Raw genomic sequence first — 16,690 nt, forward strand, 5'->3', positions numbered from 1 at the left:
GCGGGAGACACGTTCCTGAGATACAAGATGGCGTAGCGGCCGTTCGCCGCTGCGAACGCATCTTCGGCCAGTCGGTGACGGCAAAGAAATGGGTAACGAAGACATGACTGCGGGGCGACGCATCCGAGCGCATCAGCGTCCATGCTCTCGACCGTTCAAGCTCCAAGGGCGCTGCCTGGGGAACCCAGCGCCGAGGGGTATTTCCATTGCTGACGGGATGTCTGGGGCGTGTGTCTTCAGGCGGTATGTGATTTGTCCTCATCGCTCACCGTTGACGGGAACGTGCGTCGGGCCATTCGACGGTACGGGCTTTGACGGTTTCGCTCACCTCAGCCAAGCAATGGCGACCTTCCGTGCCACATGTCCCGCGGACTTTTCAGGGGATCTATTCAAGATCGGCATCCATCTGCACGATGCGGCCGTCCCCGCCAAATGCAAGCTTGAGCAGACCGACTTCGTGGCCGAAATCCCCGGTGAAATCGACACGCATGCGCAGACACTCGCCGCTGACAACCCTGAGGCCCAATATCTTGCTCACGGTGTGGCAGCCAATGAAATATCGCTCGACATACTCACGAACACCGGCATGTCCCAGGAAACGGTGACCTGTCGATGGGTCGTCAATCACGGCATCAGGCGTGACCAGGGTCAGGGCCGAATCGACATCGAAGGCGTTCGTGGCGGCGATCAGCGCAACGGCCGCCTGGCGAGGTGTCTTGGCGGTCATCGCATCATCTCCCACTTTGCCGACCCTTGAAGACCAATTCGAGAGGGTGGCCACCCGATTTGCGAACTTGCCTCGCATGGATGCGGGGATCGTAGTGAAGCTGCGCGCCCGGTCCGAGGATCTCGCTTACACCAGCGGCCAAGGCTTCGGCATGGTCGGCGGCCATCATTGGATCGGGGCCTGCTCCAAGACCAACATCCGCGGCGCAGCGCACTGCCGTTCCCTTGTCAGGCGAGCGGAACTTCCCGCCTTCGGCGGAGAAACCCTTTACGTGGCGATGGCCTGTCGGACTTCGACAGCCGCCATCGTCGGGTTCGCCGATGCGACCGAGCGCGGTCTGCCCGGCGAGCAGAACCTCGAATTCTTCGGAGATTCCTCCGCCGAGATCGGTGCGGATCGGTACGGGGGCGATCGAGTTGGCGCGGATGCGACGCTCGCCGAACTCCTTGGCCATGTAGCGTGTCAGCACTTCGAGCCCGCCTTTGAAGGAGGCGTAGGGGGCAACGCCGGCTGTTGCGACGCGGCAAGTTGCCTGTCGACAAGTTGCTGACGCACCGCCTTCGGCTCGATGACATCAATGAAGGCTTCGACCGGCTGGCCGACGGCTCGGCGGTGCGCCAGATCGTCGAATTTGATTGATTTTCCCTTGCCTCGGCCTTTTTCGAGCCGCGGCTACCTTTGCAAGACATACGGAGTGACCGGCATGGCCAGACCCGAAGGCATCACTGACTTTCTCTGCTTCATCGACGGCGAATGGGTCGCCGCGCAATCGGGCGACACGTTCGAGTCACACGATCCATTCACGGCAAAGGTCTGGGCCCGGCTCCCGAAATGTGATGCCCGTGATGTCGACCGTGCCGTGTCGGCTGCCCGTCGCGCCTTCGACACGGGAGAATGGTCGAAACTCAACGCGACCCAGCGTGGCCATCTCCTGCGGCGGCTCGGTGATCTCATCGCCCGCGATGCGGATCGTCTCGCGGCGATCGAAGTGCGCGACAATGGCAAACTGATCGCGGAAATGCGCGGTCAGGTCGGCTATATTCCGCAATGGTTCTACTATTTCGCCGGCATGGCGGACAAGGTCGAGGGCGGCGTTCCTCCGATTGACAAGCCGGACATGTTCACCTACACCCGTCACGAGCCGGTTGGCGTCGTGGCTGCAATCACGCCCTGGAATTCACCGCTTCTGTTGCTCACCTGGAAGATGGCGCCAGCGCTGGCGGCCGGCTGCACCATGGTCATCAAGCCGTCCGAATTTACCTCCGCTTCCACGCTGGAACTCATGCGATTGCTCGAGGAGGCCGGATTTCCGAAGGGTGTCGTCAATGTCATTACCGGTTTCGGGCAGGACGTCGGTGAGGCCATCTCGACCCATAACGGCGTCGACAAGATCGCCTTTACCGGCGGTGAGATCTCCGGCCGGCGCATCGCGCAGCAGGCGACCGGCAATTTCAAGCGACTGACTCTGGAACTTGGCGGCAAATCGGCCCAGCTCGTCTTCCCCGACGCCAATCTGGACAATGCCGTCAAAGGCGTGGTCTCGGGCATTTTTGCCGCGACGGGCCAGACTTGCATCGCGGGGTCGAGGCTGCTCGTGCATGAAACGATCCACGACGAGTTTCTGGAGAAGTTCCTCGAGCTTGCCGGCACGGCAAGAATGGGTGATCCGATGGAAATGACCACACAGGTCGGCCCCGTCACGACCCAGCCACAGTTCCAGCGCGTCCTGTCGATGATCGACAGGGCGAAATCCGACGGCGCAACGGTTGCGATGGGCGGCAGGCCGGCCGACCGACCCGAATGCGGAGATGGATGGTTCATCGAACCGACCGTGCTTTCTGGCGTGCGAAACGAGATGCGCATCGCTCAGGAAGAGGTGTTCGGTCCGGTGCTCTCGGTCATCAAGTTCAGCGATGAGGACGAAGCCTATCATATCGCAACGACACGCCCTATGGTCTTGCCGCCGGCGTCTGGACCTCCGACATGGGCCGCGCGTTTACCGCTGCCAGACGGTTGCGCGCCGGTACGGTGTGGACCAACACCTATCGCGCGGTCTCATACATGATGCCGTTCGGCGGCTTCAAGAATTCCGGCGTTGGTCGCGAAAGCGGCCAGGATGCGATCTACGACTTCCTCGAAACCAAGAGTGTCTGGCTGGCTTTCAACAAGGATGTGCCGAACCCATTTGTCATGCGGTGACTGAATATCCCCGAATTCCGTAGACGCCTCTTTCCCAATCGGAGGTCGGAGGCCTTCATGGGTCAAGCCAGTCTAAGCGACGATTTCGAAGGTATTGCGGGGTGTCAGTCCACCGAGAGTGGCCGTCTGCTTGCGAAGATTCGCAGCGGCCCCGGGGTCAGTCAGCATTCTCTCTGGCACGCCAGGATCATCCGAGGCGGTCCAGGAGACTCGGGGTCATCGGCAATGCGCGGCTTCTGAAGACGACCCGGATTTAACGGTAGGCACAAAGGCATCGCGCCCCGGTCGGCGGCCAGAGCTCCCGCCACCGGGGAAATCTTTGAGTCTCGGGATGCGCATGGCGCAACTTCGCCGACGAGGGCGCGGCGGTGTCGTTGCGGACATGTCATCCGGCCGATCGCGGGAAGCTCGCAGCGCCTCGCGCTGGCCAAACGCGGGCAATCGTTTCATCGGCAGCAGGCCCGCGCCATTGTCACAAGGCGTGAGCGGCGCCATCCAGATTGCGCCCCCGATAGCACGATGGCGCAGCCTGGTCTTGATGCTTGCCGTACCTGGCGCCAGATGGCCGGGCTCACCCAACTTTCCTGCGCAAGACAAGCGGACCATAGAAGCCTACGAAGCCCAGGAAGGCCGTGATCCAGAGGAGCCCGGCAAGCGACAGCAGGATCATCGTGTGTTCTGGTGCCAGTGCTGCGGCGATACGAAGGATGGCCGCAAGCACGATCGGGACATAGATTCCGAATGTGGTCGACGCTGGCGAACGCAACGCCTGACCCGAATGGCCGCGTGTTGCCCGGGTCATGACCGCAAGCGTCATGATGCCTATCGCGCCGGAGGTCCAGGCATGCACGCCGGCGGTGCCAAGGCTCGCATCATCAAGGAACAGCGCAGCGCCGTTCAGCAGGAAACCGAGCGGAACGAAGAAAAAGGCAACGTGCAGGATCGTCACCAGCGGTTCGGCCAGCGTCCTCTCCGGCTTCCAGCGGAGCTGTCGAACAAACTGGGCGATCGCGGCGATGATCAGCAGAATTCCGGCGAAAGGGACGATTGCGATCGTGTTGCTGGCGATCGGCCACGCGGCAAGAGCGACGCCGCAAAGCACCATGGTCCCCAGATCGAAGCGATTGAAGGCTGGGGGGATGGCTCCTTGATTGTTCTGGCGCAGCCAATTGCCGGTAAAGCTCGGTATGATCCGGCCGCCGATGAGCGATATCAGGAAAATGATGGTGGCGATGGCGATCCGGTTGGCAAGGTCGATGTGGCCGTAGCGGTCGAATTCCCAGAAGAAGGTCAGTTGCGCGGCAAACAGCACGCCTATGACGGCCACGACCTTGTAGTTGCGTCTGTTGCGGGCGGCAATGAGCTCCCTCAGGATCAGCCCTCCAAGGACCGGAAGGAAGGCGCCGGCCAGCAACATGGCGATCCCAAGGCCGATCTGCTCGGAGCTGGCGATCGCAAGACGGCCGGCGAGCCAGAGCCCGAAGAGGAGGGCAAGCGGCTGACCGGAAAACGCCTTGCGGCCTGTCCAGTTCGGTACGGCGGTGAGCAGGAAGCCGGCGATCACGGCGGGGACGAATCCGAACAGAAGTTCATGCTGGTGCCAGACGAGCGGCGAGAGTGCCGAAGGCACGTGGATGAAACCGAGAAACCACGGTACCCACAAGGCGATCATCAGGGCGGCATGCAGGGCCCCGGCAAGGAAGAAGGGGCGAAAACCGCCTGAGAAGATGTGGGCGATCAGCGAGGGGGTGCGTTTTTCGACAGGGTGGGACATTCTCAGCAGCTTTTGGAGGAAAGGGTTGCGCTCGACCAGAGCCAGAGGGCCAGCGAAAAAGCCAACGTATCGCGGCAAGGCCGTGTTGATCTTGTCATGTAACAGCGCGCCGTCTGCCGGTCTTCTTTGCGCCAGGACAGACTGCGGTCCGTGGCGTCCGGCTCAGGCGAAGACTTCGCGTCCCTCCGCCTTGGCCGCGAGAAGTGTCTCCATCATCAGGCGCTCGGATGATACGTGTCGGCGCAGGCCTTCGAGGAAGCCCTGCAGCATGTAGCGAACCGTCTCCGGCGGCAACGCGCAGCGTCCCTCGACCAAGGCCCCCAACGTCCTCACCATCTCCTCGCAGGCCAGTCCGTCGCAACGATGCTCGGCCTTAAGCCGTTCGATCATCATGGCGGCAAAGCACGATCCGGCGTTCTTGTCGAAGTCCGGAAAGAGGATCTCCTCCTCGAGCCTATGGGCCTCGCCCAGTAGCGGGCCGAGGGCTTCTGTGACCGCGCGGCACGTGGCGCTGTCGACGTCGAAGGGAATGGAATCGGCAATTTCCTCGAGCGTAAGGCATAGGCCAAGTAGCCCGGCATGATTGCGCTCGAGTGCGACCAGCCCCGCAGCATCGAGATCAGTGGTCAAGGACATCTTCGTTTCTCCTCGGAGCATGTGGGAGTCTTGACTGCCGCCAAGCGATCGGCCGTTTCCCCGCGCGGCATACTTGCGACTGCAATCGCACTATCGGTCATGTCACGCCGATCTTCTTTGTCATGACGCAAGGAATGGCGCGACGGGCACGGGTCGCGCTGCGTTGCAGGGCCGATCATCAGAAGCGGCTCCTGAAGGGCAAGGGTGATCCGAGATCCTGCCTATCCTGCCGGATCGTCGGGCGTGGCCGAATTCTGGGCCCAGATCGACACGTGGGAGAAAAAATCGCGGACCAGCGGCAGGTGCTGGCGTTCGGCGAGGCAGACGGCATATTCGCGCACGGCATGGGTGGCGTCGGCGATCGGGATGAAGGCCAGCCGACTGTCGTGGCCGATTTCGCGATCTGCAACGACACTTATTCCAAAACCTGCCGAAACGGCTTCGCGGATGCCCTCGCGCGTCGAGACTTCCATGACGGAGCCGAGCGAGATTTGATGATCGGCAATGTTCCTTTCGAAGACCTCCCGAGTCAGCGACCCCCTTTCCCGCATGACGAAGGTCAGCCCCGTCAGCTCCTCCATGTGTATCGAGCCTCGAGCGGCCAGTTCATGGCCGACCGGGACGCAGAGGCCGAGTTTCATGGTCAAGAAATGATGGGCGTGGATTCTGGGATCTTCCGGATAGCGCGCGGTAATGCCGACATCCGCCCGATAGCTCAGCAGCGCGTCGATGACCTTGTCGGAATTGTCGATGGCGAGGCCCACCCGCAAACCCGGCCTTGCATTCTTCAGGCTTGACAGGATGGGCAGCGGCAAGAAGGGGCCGTCGGCCGCGACACGCAGATGGCCTCCGGCCCGCCCCGCCTCGTTTCCCAGGAACTCTCGAACCTCGGCCTCGGCTGCGAAAAGACGGGTGGTCAGCTCGAACAGGGCCTGCCCATGGGGCGTTACGGTGGCGCCCCGCGGCTTGCGTTCGAGGAGACTGAAGCCGGAACTCGCTTCGAGTTGCCCGACCTGGACCGACAGGGTCGACTGGCTGGTGGCCAGTTCCCTGGCCGCCTGGGAAAAGCCGCCGGCCAGGGCGACATAGTGGAAGGCGCGAAGCTGTTTGATCGACATTCTGACTGTCCTGCGGTGCCGCGACATCGCCGTCGCCACCCGTCCGCTCATGCCTTCAATGGATATGAGCAACCCGGTGCGATCGACGTCCGTCGTCACCCTCTACTGTCATAGGGTCATGACAGTTTGACGGTCGCGGGCGACCGGCACGGCGCGATCGGCCATTTTCCGGACCGATGGTAAATATCGGTTTTTTGAATAGATCTGGCGCGGCGGCGTTAAGACCTTTTTAAGAAACTGACACAAACGCCCCCTATTGGTTCCCCGGCGGGCGATGGTTTCATCTGCAACGCAACACTTAAACGAGAGTCTTGACCGCGTGACACTGTCACCTGCGGATGCCTGATCGGCATTCGGAGGGAGAAAGTCTGCGCGTCCAAGGCAAAGACACAACCCTTGGGAACCGCCGGACTTCGGCGCCGGCGCGCTCCCGCATGATTTTCATCACCGGATTTTGGGGAAGACCACCGTGACAAATTTCATCAAGGCATCTGAACTGGGAGCGCCCCTGGCTGCGCCCATCACCGACTGGCTCCTCAGCTTCCCGAAGACCACGCAAAGCCAGGGGCTTCTGGTGAAGGCCGCCGGCGACGGCGTCACCTCCTTCAGCCTCGTCTTCGACGTGCTCTTCCCCTCGCAGGGGGTCGGCAGCTGGATCTCCTTCCTGCAGGTCGACACGACGAATGCCAGCGACGCCGACCTTTTCGGTGACGTCAACGGCGGCAGCTACGGGATCGGGATCAGCCAAACCTACCACGGCGCAGCCACTCTTGATGCCTGGCACCGCGTCGCCTTCGTGGTCGAGGCCGGTCAGACCGACTCGACCCTGACGAAGTATATCGACGGCGTTAAGGTCGGAAGCCAGGTCGTGCCGACCGCCCGCTTCACGCTTCATCCCGAGACCGGTTTCCTGATCATGAGCGACAATGACGGAGATGTCTCCGCCGGTCATCTCACCAGCTTTCTCTATACGGACCGGGTCCTCGGCGCCGACGATATCGCGACCCTCGGTGGCACCAAGACCGGTGGCATTCTGACGGCGCCGCCGCAGACCGGCAATGCCGTGCAGTTCGACTTCACCAACGGTCAGCTGTCGCCGACCTTCGGCGAAGGCACGTTGGCTCTACAGAATGTTGCGGCACCGGTTGCGACCACTGCGGATGCCGCCGTCCCGGCGCCGACCGATCCGAACGACTCCGGCCTGCTGGCGGTTCCCGCGTCGGTCAATGGCAAGGGCGGCTTCCTGGTCGACACGGGTGTCGACGCCGCGGTGAAGAACTATACCCTGGTGTTCGACCTTTTCGTCAGCCACAACGACATGGGCGGCTACAACGCGCTGTTCCAGACGGACGTCCAGAACGCGAGCGACGCAGACCTCTTCATGCGGTCCGACGACGTTGGCGCATCGTTCGGCCTCGGCATCAGCAGCACCTATAGCGGCAGCGCGGCTCTCGACGCCTGGCACCGTATCGCGGTGACCATCGACGAAAACGGCGACGGCACCTCCACGATGAAGAAATACATCGATGGCGCGCTGGTCGGCGAACAGTCGGTCAACAGCGACCGCTACACCATCTCCAAGGACGGCTTCCTTATCTTCGCCGACGAGGATGGTGAAAGTGCCGCCGGCCACCTCAACAGCTTCCTGTTCACCGACGAGGTGATGAGCGACCAGGACATTGCAGCGCTTGGTGCTACCGACCCGAATGGCATCCTGAGCCAGGCCCCGGCCACCGGCAATGCCTCGCAATTCGATTTCGACGAAGGCACGCTCGCACCGACCTTCGGAAACGCGACGATGACCGATACGCTGACTACCGTCACGCCGCCGGACGAAGAGCCGACCCAGGGCGTGACCCGCATCGGGCAGATCCAGGACATGATGGTCACGGTGGACGCGGAAAACCAGGTGATCGACCTGTCGACGATCTTCTCCGGCGACAACCTGACCTACAAGGTCGAAGTGGGCGAGAGCACCGTCATCAATCCGACGATCACGGCCGACGGCAAGCTGGTGCTCGATTTCGGCGAACTCGGCTTTTCCGATGTCCGCATCACGGCAACCGATGAATCCGGTGCCTCCGTCAGCGACGTGTTCCGCGCTCGCGTCGCCGGTGAAAACGCCTATACGATCGCCGTCTTCCCCGACACCCAGAACTATACCGCCACCGGTCAGCTCAATCACATTTTTGGCGACATGACTCAGTGGCTGGTCGACAACAAGGATGCCCTGAACATCCAGTTCATGATCCATGTCGGCGACATCACCAACAACAACACCGCCGCCCAGTGGGCTGTCGCCGAAGAGGCGCTGCGCAAGCTCGACGGCAAGATCCCCTACTCGCTGCTGCCGGGCAACCATGACCAGGCGAGCGGCGGTTCGGCGGCCGACCATTCCTCGGTCTATCTCGATAACCTGTTCTCCCCTGACAAGCAGGAAGCCGTCAACGGCGACACGTTCGGCGACGTTTACGACCGCGAACCTGAAAGCGCCCGCAACAGCTATTCGACCTTCACGGCTCCGGACGGCACCAAGTGGCTGGTCCTGTCGATGGAATTCGGCCCGCGCGACGACGTGCTGCGCTGGGCGAGCGATGTGATCGAGGATCACCTCGACCACCGCGTCATCATCAACAGCCACTCGCTGACGAGCTTTGCCGGCCGCCAGGATCCCACCGAAGCGCCGCTCTACGACGAAGGCGCCGGCTATGACTACGGCATCGGCCGCGATCCGGAAGGCGCCAATGACGGCGAGACGATCTACCGCGAGCTGATCGCCAAATACCCGAACATCTCGATGACATTCTCGGGCCACATCTTCGGCGACGGCGCGGAAACCGATGTGAGCTACACCCAGTACGGCACGCCGGTCTACGAATTCCTGGTCAACTACCAGAACGGCGTGGCCCGCGAAATCACCGGCAACGGCGACCCCTCACTCGGTGGTCGTGGTGGCAATGGTGCGATCCGCCTGGTGGTCATCGATCCGGAAAACAACACGATCTCGACGGAAACCTATTTCACCGAGTTCGACGACTATCTCGACGGCTATCGCGTCAAGCCCGAGCTCGACCGTGACGGCCTGACCGGGGAATATCGCGGTCACCAGGAAACCTTCACGGATGTGGACGTCAGCGCCCCCGACCTCTTTGCCATGGCAAAGGCCGGCAACGACATCGTCGCCGAAGCCAATGACGGGTCGATGACCGCGAATGTCCAGCTGGACGCCTCGCATTCGCTCAACCCGAAGAGCGAAGCCCTGACCTACAGCTGGACAGACGAACACGGCGACGTCGTGGCAACCGGTGCCGCACCTTCGGTGCAGCTCGGCGAAGGCAAACACATGCTGACGCTCACCGTCACCGACGGCGCCGGCATCAGCACCACCGACAAGGTGCTCGTGGTGGTCAAGGGTGACGATACCCTGCTTCACGACGACTTCAACGATGGCAACATCGACGGCTGGAGCACCGGTCCGCAGGAAGACATCGCCATCACCTTCGGAACGCCGGCCGACTTCAACATCCCGGCTCTCGGCAGTGACCAGGGCGTCGCGTCGGTCCCGGCGCTGAAGAATGCCGAACGGCTGTTCCTCGCCCCGCTTCCGGGCGCGCCCTCGGGCACCACGGTCACCAACTACACCCTGATGATGGACATCTACGTCCCGAGCGAAGGGGCCAACCAGTTCATCGGCCTGTTCCAGACCGACGTCACCAACAAGAGCGATGGCGAACTCTTCATCAAGAAGACCGGCGAGACGACCGGCGGCATCGGTATCTCGGGTACCTACGAGGGTGAGTTCCACTTCGACGCCTGGCAGCGGCTGGCCTTCGTGGTCACCGATCTGGGCGGCGGCAACATGCAGCTGGCCAAGTTCATCAACGGCGTCAAGGTCGGAACCCAGACGGTCGATGCCGCCCGCTTCACCATCGACGTGCACAGCGGCGCGCTGCTGTTCGGCGACGAGGACGGCGAGAACGCGCAGATCTTCACCTCCAGCGTGATGATCAGCGACAAGGTCTTCTCGGACGCGGAAATCGGCGCACTCGGACAGGCGAAGGAAGGCGGCATCCTCGCGCAGCAGCCGACGCCTTACTCGTCGCAGTTCGACTTCTCCGGCAACCTGAACCCCACTTTCGGCGCCGGCAGCATCAGCCTCTCGGATACCGCCGCCACCGGCGCCTTCATGGTCAAGGGAACGGTCTTCGCCCAGGGCGAGACCAGCGGTACCGTCGACGAGGCTCCGGAAGGTGCCGTCTACGACATGAGCGATGCCAGCGGCAACGTGCTGGTCTGGGCCGGGAACAATTCCGGCACCTGGTCGAACTATGTCTATGAAGTCGCGCTTCAGTCCACGGACAACGACGCTATCGGCGTGGTGTTCTATCACCAGGACGCGGAGAACTACTACCGCTTCAGCATGAACGGCGAAACGAACCGCCGAGAACTGGTGCGTGTCAAGGACGGCGTGGAGACGGTTCTTGCCTCGACGAAGGCCGGCTACCGGTTCAACGACGAACTCGCCGTCAAGGTGGTTGTCGTCGGTAACGAAATCACGGTGTTCCTGGATGGCGAGAGCGTCTTCCACGGCCCCGTCGTCGATGCCGATCCGCTGACGCATGGCACCATCGGGCTCTATTCCAGCGAACAGCGCAGCTCGATCTTCGATGACGTCCTGGTGACGAAGGCGACGCTCGAGGCGCATGCCGGCAGCGACAGCCGCATCGCAGACTTCGATGCGGACGGGCACGCGACCGTCGAACTCGACGCCGGCAGCAGCTTCGGCCAGCACGATATCGTCCGCTATGTCTGGACCGATCTCAACGGCACGGTCGTTGCCGAGGGCAAGACCGCCGATGTCGAGCTTTCGACCGGCGTCCACAAGCTCCTGCTGACGGTGACCGACAGCGCCGGCCGGACGGCGACCGACCGGGTCGACGTCGAGGTCATCGCCAAGGATCGGGTGCTGACGGCCGACGACTTCTCCGGCGACCTGTCGAAATGGACGATTGTCGACGAAGGCGAACTCGGCGGCATCGGTGCCGACGGAAAGTCCTCCGAATGGCACATCACCGAAGACGGCCGCCTGATCCAGACTACCGACCTCAAGAGCCGCGAACTGACCTGGACGAGCGCCGACGATGCGGACGTCTGGAAGGAAGGCTGGAGCCCGCTGGGTGACGGCGTCAATGTCCTGCGTCTCGGCACCTACGCGCTCTACAACGACCCGGCCGCGAAGGCATGGGACAGCTATGCGATCGAGGCCAAGTTCAACACGCCCGACAACGACGGTCTCGGCTTCCTGTTCCACTACCAGGACGCCAAGAACTACTACAAGCTCGAGCTGGATGCCGATGGCACCTATGACCGCAACCCTTCGAACGGCGCAGGCAGCATCTTCAACCTGATCCGCATGCGCAACGGCGTCGAGGAAATTCTCGCACAGGTTCCGGGCCGCTACGAACCCGGCATGGACAGCAGCCTGCGCGTCGAGATCATCGACAACAAGATCCAGGCCTATCTCAACGGAGACGCGATCTTCGCCTATCCGATCGAGGATCATGCCCATGAGACCGGCACGTTCGCCCTCTATTCCTGGGGCAACCAGGGTCTGACCTTCGACGACGTGGCCGTCTACGATCTCAGCAGCCAGAACAATGGCGGCAATGCCGGGACCGAAGGCGACGACATCCTGATGGGCACGGATCAGGCCGACATCATCAATGCGGGCGCCGGCAAGGACGTCGTCATCGGGTGGACCGGCAACGACATCGTATCCGGCGGCACCGGTGACGACACGCTGATCGGCAATGAAGGCAACGACACGCTGAAGGGCGATGACGGTGCCGACCTGCTCGACGGCGGCGAGGGCAACGACGCTCTGACCGGGGGTGACGGTTCGGACACCTATGTCTACATCCTGGGCTCCGGCTCGGACGTCATCTTCGAAGGGGCCGGAAAGGCGGGCGATCAGGATCGCCTGTTCCTCGACGACATCAATCGCGGCGACGTCGTCATCCATCGGCAGGGCAACGACATCGTGCTGGTCATCGGCAACGACACCATCACCCTGAAGAACCAGCTCTCCGGCGGCGGGATCGAAGTCATTTCCTTCGCCGACGGTACCGCGCTGGTGGGCAACCAGATCGCCCAGGCCGCCGTCAACCGCGGTCCGGTGGTCATCGCCACGCCGGTTCTGGAAACCGCCGAGGACACGGCCGTAACCGGCCACATCGGGGCCAGCGACGCCGATGGAGACAGCCTCTCCTTCGTCGTCAAGCAGGGCGCCGGCCCGGCCCATGGATCGGTGACTGTGGATGCAGTCACGGGTGCGTGGAGCTACAATCCGACGCTCAACTACAACGGGGCCGATCGGTTCACCGTTGTCGTCTCCGACGGACATGGCGGCACGATCGAACACCTGATCGAGATCGCCGTCTCGGCCGCCAACGATGCCCCGATCGCCGTCGATGACCTCGGCACGGTCTCGGGCAGCGAAACCAAGACCTTCGATCTCTTGGCCAACGATCGTGACGTCGACGGCGACACGCTGTCGCTCGCCCAGATCTCGGTCGACGGGGTCAATGGCATCAGCCTGTCGGCCGAAGACGCCCGGGACGCGTTCTCGATCGTCAACGGAAAGCTCGTCTTCAACCCCGGCCATCTGTTCGACGGCCTGGTTCGCGGTGAAACGGCGACCATCTCGCTTACCTACACCACGAGCGACGGACACCTCACCGACACCGGTACCTTCACGCTGACGGTCAACGGTGACGCCGAGCCGCGCAATGTCATGATCGGTCAGCAGGGTTCGGACCTGTTGGTCGGCACCGATGGCAATGACGCGATCAGCGCCTATGGCGGTGCGGACTATGTGTTCGGACGCGACGGGGCAGACGTGATCGATGCCGGCGACGGCAACGACTACGCCTATGGCGGCAAGGGCAGCGATGTCATCAACGGCGGAGAGGGCAATGACACCCTGTTCGGCGATGACGGCAACGACATCCTGATCGGCGACAAGGGCAATGACCGACTGATCGGCGGTGCCGGTGCGGACAGCTTCGCCTTCCGGGCGGGCTTCGGCCACGACACTGTCATGGACTTCGGCGCAGGCGACACGATCGATGTCTCGGCCGCCGAGTTCCACGACTTCGTCGAGCTCTCCGAGCATCTCGTCGACAGTGACCTCGGTGCCGTGCTCGCGCTGCAGGACGGCTCGACGCTGACGCTTACCGGCGTCGACAAGGACAGCCTGACGGCCGATCAATTCCACTTCTCGTCCTGAGCTTAAACCAGCGGCACCCCATCTTTTCGGTGGGGTGCCGCATTCACGTTATCCAACTGTCAAGATCGGCCGTTAGGAAGACGCGCAAGCGCGGTTCTACTCGTCCTGAAGGGCGAGAAACGTCTCCGGCGTGACTGTTTTTTGCGTATTCGTATTTCACAGAGTCATTGGTTTCATTCATGCGTACAGCCAATCCCGCCTCCGAAATCGCCGCCGCTCTTGGTGCATGCCGCGCCGCCTTCATCTGGATCGGAGTGTTCAGCGGCTTCATCAACGTTCTGGCGCTGTCGGGTTCGCTGTTCATGATGGAGGTCTACGACCGAGTCATTCCGAGCGGCAGCATCCCAACCCTTGTCGGTCTCTTTACGCTCGTTGCGATCCTCTATTTCTTCCAGGGCGGTCTCGACCTGATGCGCACCCGGCTTCTGACCCGGATCGGCGCCAATCTCGACCAGTCCCTTTCGCCGCGCATCTTCGATGCCGTGATCGGCCTGCAGCTCAAGGCGCCGCGCGTCGGCGAAACCAGCCAGCCGCTGCGCGATCTCGACGTCATTCGCAGCTTTCTCTCCAGTTCCGGCCCCGGTGCCTTCTTCGACCTGCCCTGGCTGCCCTTCTATCTGGGGATTTGCTTCCTGTTTCACTCGATGCTCGGCCTTGTCGTGCTGTGCGGGGCGATCTTCCTGATCTTCCTGACGCTCCTGACTGAAATCTGGTCGAAGCTGCCCACCCAGGAGACCGCCCGTCACAGCGTGTCGCGCAATCGCGGCATCGAGATGAGCCGCCGCAACGCGGAAGCACTGGTGGCCATGGGCATGGCGGGGCGGGTGCGCGACCGCTGGCAGGAGATCAGCCGCAACCATATCGAGGCGCAGCAGTCGACCAGCGATACCTCCGGCGGCTTCGGCGGCATCAGCAAGGTGTTCCGCATGCTGCTGCAATCCGGCGTTCTCGCCGTCGGCGCCTATCTGGTGATCGGGCATGAAGCCACCTCCGGCGTGATCATCGCAGGCTCCATCCTTTCGGCGCGGGCGCTGGCGCCGATCGACCTGGCGATTTCCAACTGGAAGGGATTCACTGCCGCCCGCCAAGCCAAGCAGCGCCTCGACAACCTTCTGCTGCTGTTGCCAAAGGCGAGCGATCCGATGCCGCTGCCGCGGCCGCAGTTTTCCTTTTCCGTCGAAAACGTCGCAGGCGCACCGCCCGAAGTCCAGCGCATCGTCATCCAGGATGTCAACTTCTCGCTCACGCCCGGCAGTGGCCTCGGGATCATCGGTCCGAGCGCATCCGGCAAGTCCTCCCTGGCGCGCCTGCTGGTGGGCGTGTGGACGCCGCAGCGTGGCGTGGTGAAGCTCGACGCTGCGCCGCTCGGCCAGTGGTCAAACGAGGCGCTCGGCGCCCATATCGGCTACCTGCCGCAGAGCGTGGAGCTCCTGGAGGGGACGATCGCCGAGAATATCAGCCGTTTCGATCCGGAGGCGACGCCCGAACGGATCATTGCGGCCGCCAGGGCAGCCTTCGTCCACGACCTGATCGTCGGCCTGCCGAAAGGCTATGACACGCTGGTCGGCGAACAGGGCGAGAGCCTGTCATCGGGACAGCGGCAACGCGTGGCGCTTGCCCGGGCGCTCTACGGTGACCCCTTCCTGGTGGTGCTCGACGAACCGAACTCCAATCTCGACGCCGAAGGAGAGGAAGCGCTGACGCGCGCGATGCTCGGCATTCGCGAGCGGCAGGGGATCGTCATCGTCATCGCCCACCGGCCAAGTGCGCTCGCCGCCGTCGATCTGGTGCTGGCGATTTCCGGTGGACGCCAGCAGGCATTCGGCCCCAAGGATGAGGTGCTCGCCCGCGTGCTGCAGCCGACGACCAATCTCAAGGTAGTTTCAGGCGCGGGACCGAAGGGATGAGAGCACCTTCACCCAGGAAGTCGGAACCCCGCACCTTCCGTCGCGAGATGATGATGGCCACCGGCGTGCTTGTGCTTGCCGAGACCGGCATCGGCTCGATGGCGCATGCCATGGATACGATCGCGGCTGCAGACGCGCTCAAGTCCTCCGACGCCGAAGAACAGCCGGAGGCGAAGAAGAGCCGCCCCGGCGGCGCGAAACTGGACGGTGCAGCAAGTGCGGGTCCTGACCAGCCCTCCCACGAACCGCGACACACACTGACCGGAAGCGACCGAGGCACGCCCATGTTTTCGGACGCGAGCGACGACGATGCCGTGGAGATTTCCACCGTCGGTGCAGGCGATGACGCCGGTTTCTTTTATGCTGGCGGGGCGGCCCCGGCCTTCGATCCATATATCGGGCGTGCGCATTTCGGCGTGGCGCGTTTCGGCCGGCCGAATGCTCCCGACGCCCCCTCAGTGGGCCAGGTGGACGGCACATCATCACGCCCCGATCGGGGTGAGGGTGCGCACGACCCGCAATCCGGCGGCGACAGCTTTCCGGTCCTGCTCGGTGGTGACAATGCCGACGTGCTGACCGGAACCGCCGAGGCGGACTACATGTTCGGCGGTGCCGGCGATGATCTCATGATCGGCGGGCCGGGCAGGGATCGGCTGTTGGGCGGCAAGGGCAACGACAGTCTCGTGGGCGGTGCCGGCAATGATCTTTTGTCAGGCGACAAGGGCAATGACCAACTGAGCGGCGGCGGTGGTAACGACACGTTTGTGTTCCGCAGCGGTTTCGGCCATGACGTGATCGCCGATTTCGGCGCCAACGGCGATCAGGACGTGATCGACCTGGCCAAGGCCGAGTTCGCCAACTTCGCCGCCCTGCTCACAAGCATCGCAGACAGCGAATACGGCGCGATGATCACCCTTCACGACGGCTCGACCCTGACGCTCTACCACCAGACGAAAGACAGCCTGTCTGCGGCCGATTTCCGCTTCATGGTGTGAGTTGGGCCCAAGAGATGACCGCCGTTCATGCAGGCAATGACAACAG

The 16,690-nt window shown here is 62.8% G+C and carries 7 protein-coding genes and 3 pseudogenes; 5 read left to right on the top strand and 5 right to left on the bottom strand.

Annotation, left to right across the window (positions count from 1 at the left end; genetic code table 11):
- Positions 1-385 precede the first annotated feature (385 nt).
- Both HHL25_RS22750 and HHL25_RS23735 read right to left on the bottom strand, forming a co-directional pair.
- Entirely contained in the window at positions 386-727 is a 342-nt protein-coding gene (locus tag HHL25_RS22750) for a nuclear transport factor 2 family protein (RefSeq protein ID WP_205927990.1), read from the bottom strand.
- 298 nt (positions 728-1,025) lie between these two features.
- Positions 1,026-1,289 (bottom strand): annotated as a pseudogene (locus tag HHL25_RS23735) (SDR family oxidoreductase); the annotation flags it as partial.
- Between HHL25_RS23735 and HHL25_RS22760 the strand changes: the two are divergent.
- Positions 1,238-1,366 (top strand): annotated as a pseudogene (locus HHL25_RS22760) (alcohol dehydrogenase); the annotation flags it as partial. The pseudogenes HHL25_RS23735 and HHL25_RS22760 sit on opposite strands and share 52 nt — an antisense overlap.
- A gap of 64 nt (positions 1,367-1,430) precedes the next feature.
- Positions 1,431-2,926: pseudogene (locus HHL25_RS22765) on the top strand (aldehyde dehydrogenase).
- Between the two features lie 571 nt (positions 2,927-3,497).
- Here the strand turns inward: HHL25_RS22765 and HHL25_RS22770 are convergent.
- From HHL25_RS22770 to HHL25_RS22780, 3 genes are all read right to left on the bottom strand, one after another.
- Entirely contained in the window at positions 3,498-4,700 is a 1,203-nt protein-coding gene (locus HHL25_RS22770) for an NnrS family protein (RefSeq protein WP_169595533.1), read from the bottom strand.
- Positions 4,701-4,862: 162 nt separating this feature from the next.
- Positions 4,863-5,336 (bottom strand): hemerythrin domain-containing protein, encoded by a 474-nt coding sequence (locus tag HHL25_RS22775; RefSeq protein WP_169595534.1) that lies wholly within the window; start codon positions 5,334-5,336, stop codon positions 4,863-4,865.
- A gap of 221 nt (positions 5,337-5,557) precedes the next feature.
- On the bottom strand, positions 5,558-6,454 hold the full coding sequence (locus HHL25_RS22780; protein ID WP_169595535.1) for a LysR family transcriptional regulator: 897 nt from the start codon (positions 6,452-6,454) through the stop codon (positions 5,558-5,560).
- A 469-nt stretch (positions 6,455-6,923) separates the two neighbouring features.
- Between HHL25_RS22780 and HHL25_RS22785 the strand changes: the two genes are divergently transcribed.
- The 3 genes from HHL25_RS22785 (at position 6,924) to HHL25_RS22795 (ending at position 16,644) form a co-directional block, all read left to right on the top strand.
- On the top strand, positions 6,924-13,742 hold the full coding sequence (locus tag HHL25_RS22785; protein WP_169595536.1) for an Ig-like domain-containing protein: 6,819 nt from the start codon (positions 6,924-6,926) through the stop codon (positions 13,740-13,742).
- Between the two features lie 179 nt (positions 13,743-13,921).
- Complete coding sequence (locus HHL25_RS22790; protein ID WP_169595537.1) at positions 13,922-15,649, top strand: type I secretion system permease/ATPase; 1,728 nt, start codon at positions 13,922-13,924, stop codon at positions 15,647-15,649.
- Complete coding sequence (locus HHL25_RS22795) at positions 15,646-16,644, top strand: calcium-binding protein (protein ID WP_169595538.1); 999 nt, start codon at positions 15,646-15,648, stop codon at positions 16,642-16,644. Before HHL25_RS22790 ends, HHL25_RS22795 begins: the two co-directional genes overlap by 4 nt.
- The last annotated feature ends 46 nt before the right edge of the window (positions 16,645-16,690 follow it).

The organism is Rhizobium terricola (assembly GCF_012927355.1).
Lineage (GTDB): Bacteria > Pseudomonadota > Alphaproteobacteria > Rhizobiales > Rhizobiaceae > Allorhizobium > Allorhizobium terricola.

Bases quoted from the DNA above. Each gene is read 5' to 3' on its own strand.
- HHL25_RS22775 (WP_169595534.1), bottom strand. From the start codon at position 5,336: ATGTCCTTGACCACTGATCTCGATGCTGCGGGGCTGGTCGCACTCGAG.
- HHL25_RS22795 (WP_169595538.1), top strand. From the start codon at position 15,646: ATGAGAGCACCTTCACCCAGGAAGTCGGAACCCCGCACCTTCCGTCGC.
- HHL25_RS22790 (WP_169595537.1), top strand. From the start codon at position 13,922: ATGCGTACAGCCAATCCCGCCTCCGAAATCGCCGCCGCTCTTGGTGCA.
- HHL25_RS22770 (WP_169595533.1), bottom strand. From the start codon at position 4,700: ATGTCCCACCCTGTCGAAAAACGCACCCCCTCGCTGATCGCCCACATC.
- HHL25_RS22780 (WP_169595535.1), bottom strand. From the start codon at position 6,454: ATGTCGATCAAACAGCTTCGCGCCTTCCACTATGTCGCCCTGGCCGGC.
- HHL25_RS22750 (WP_205927990.1), bottom strand. From the start codon at position 727: ATGACCGCCAAGACACCTCGCCAGGCGGCCGTTGCGCTGATCGCCGCC.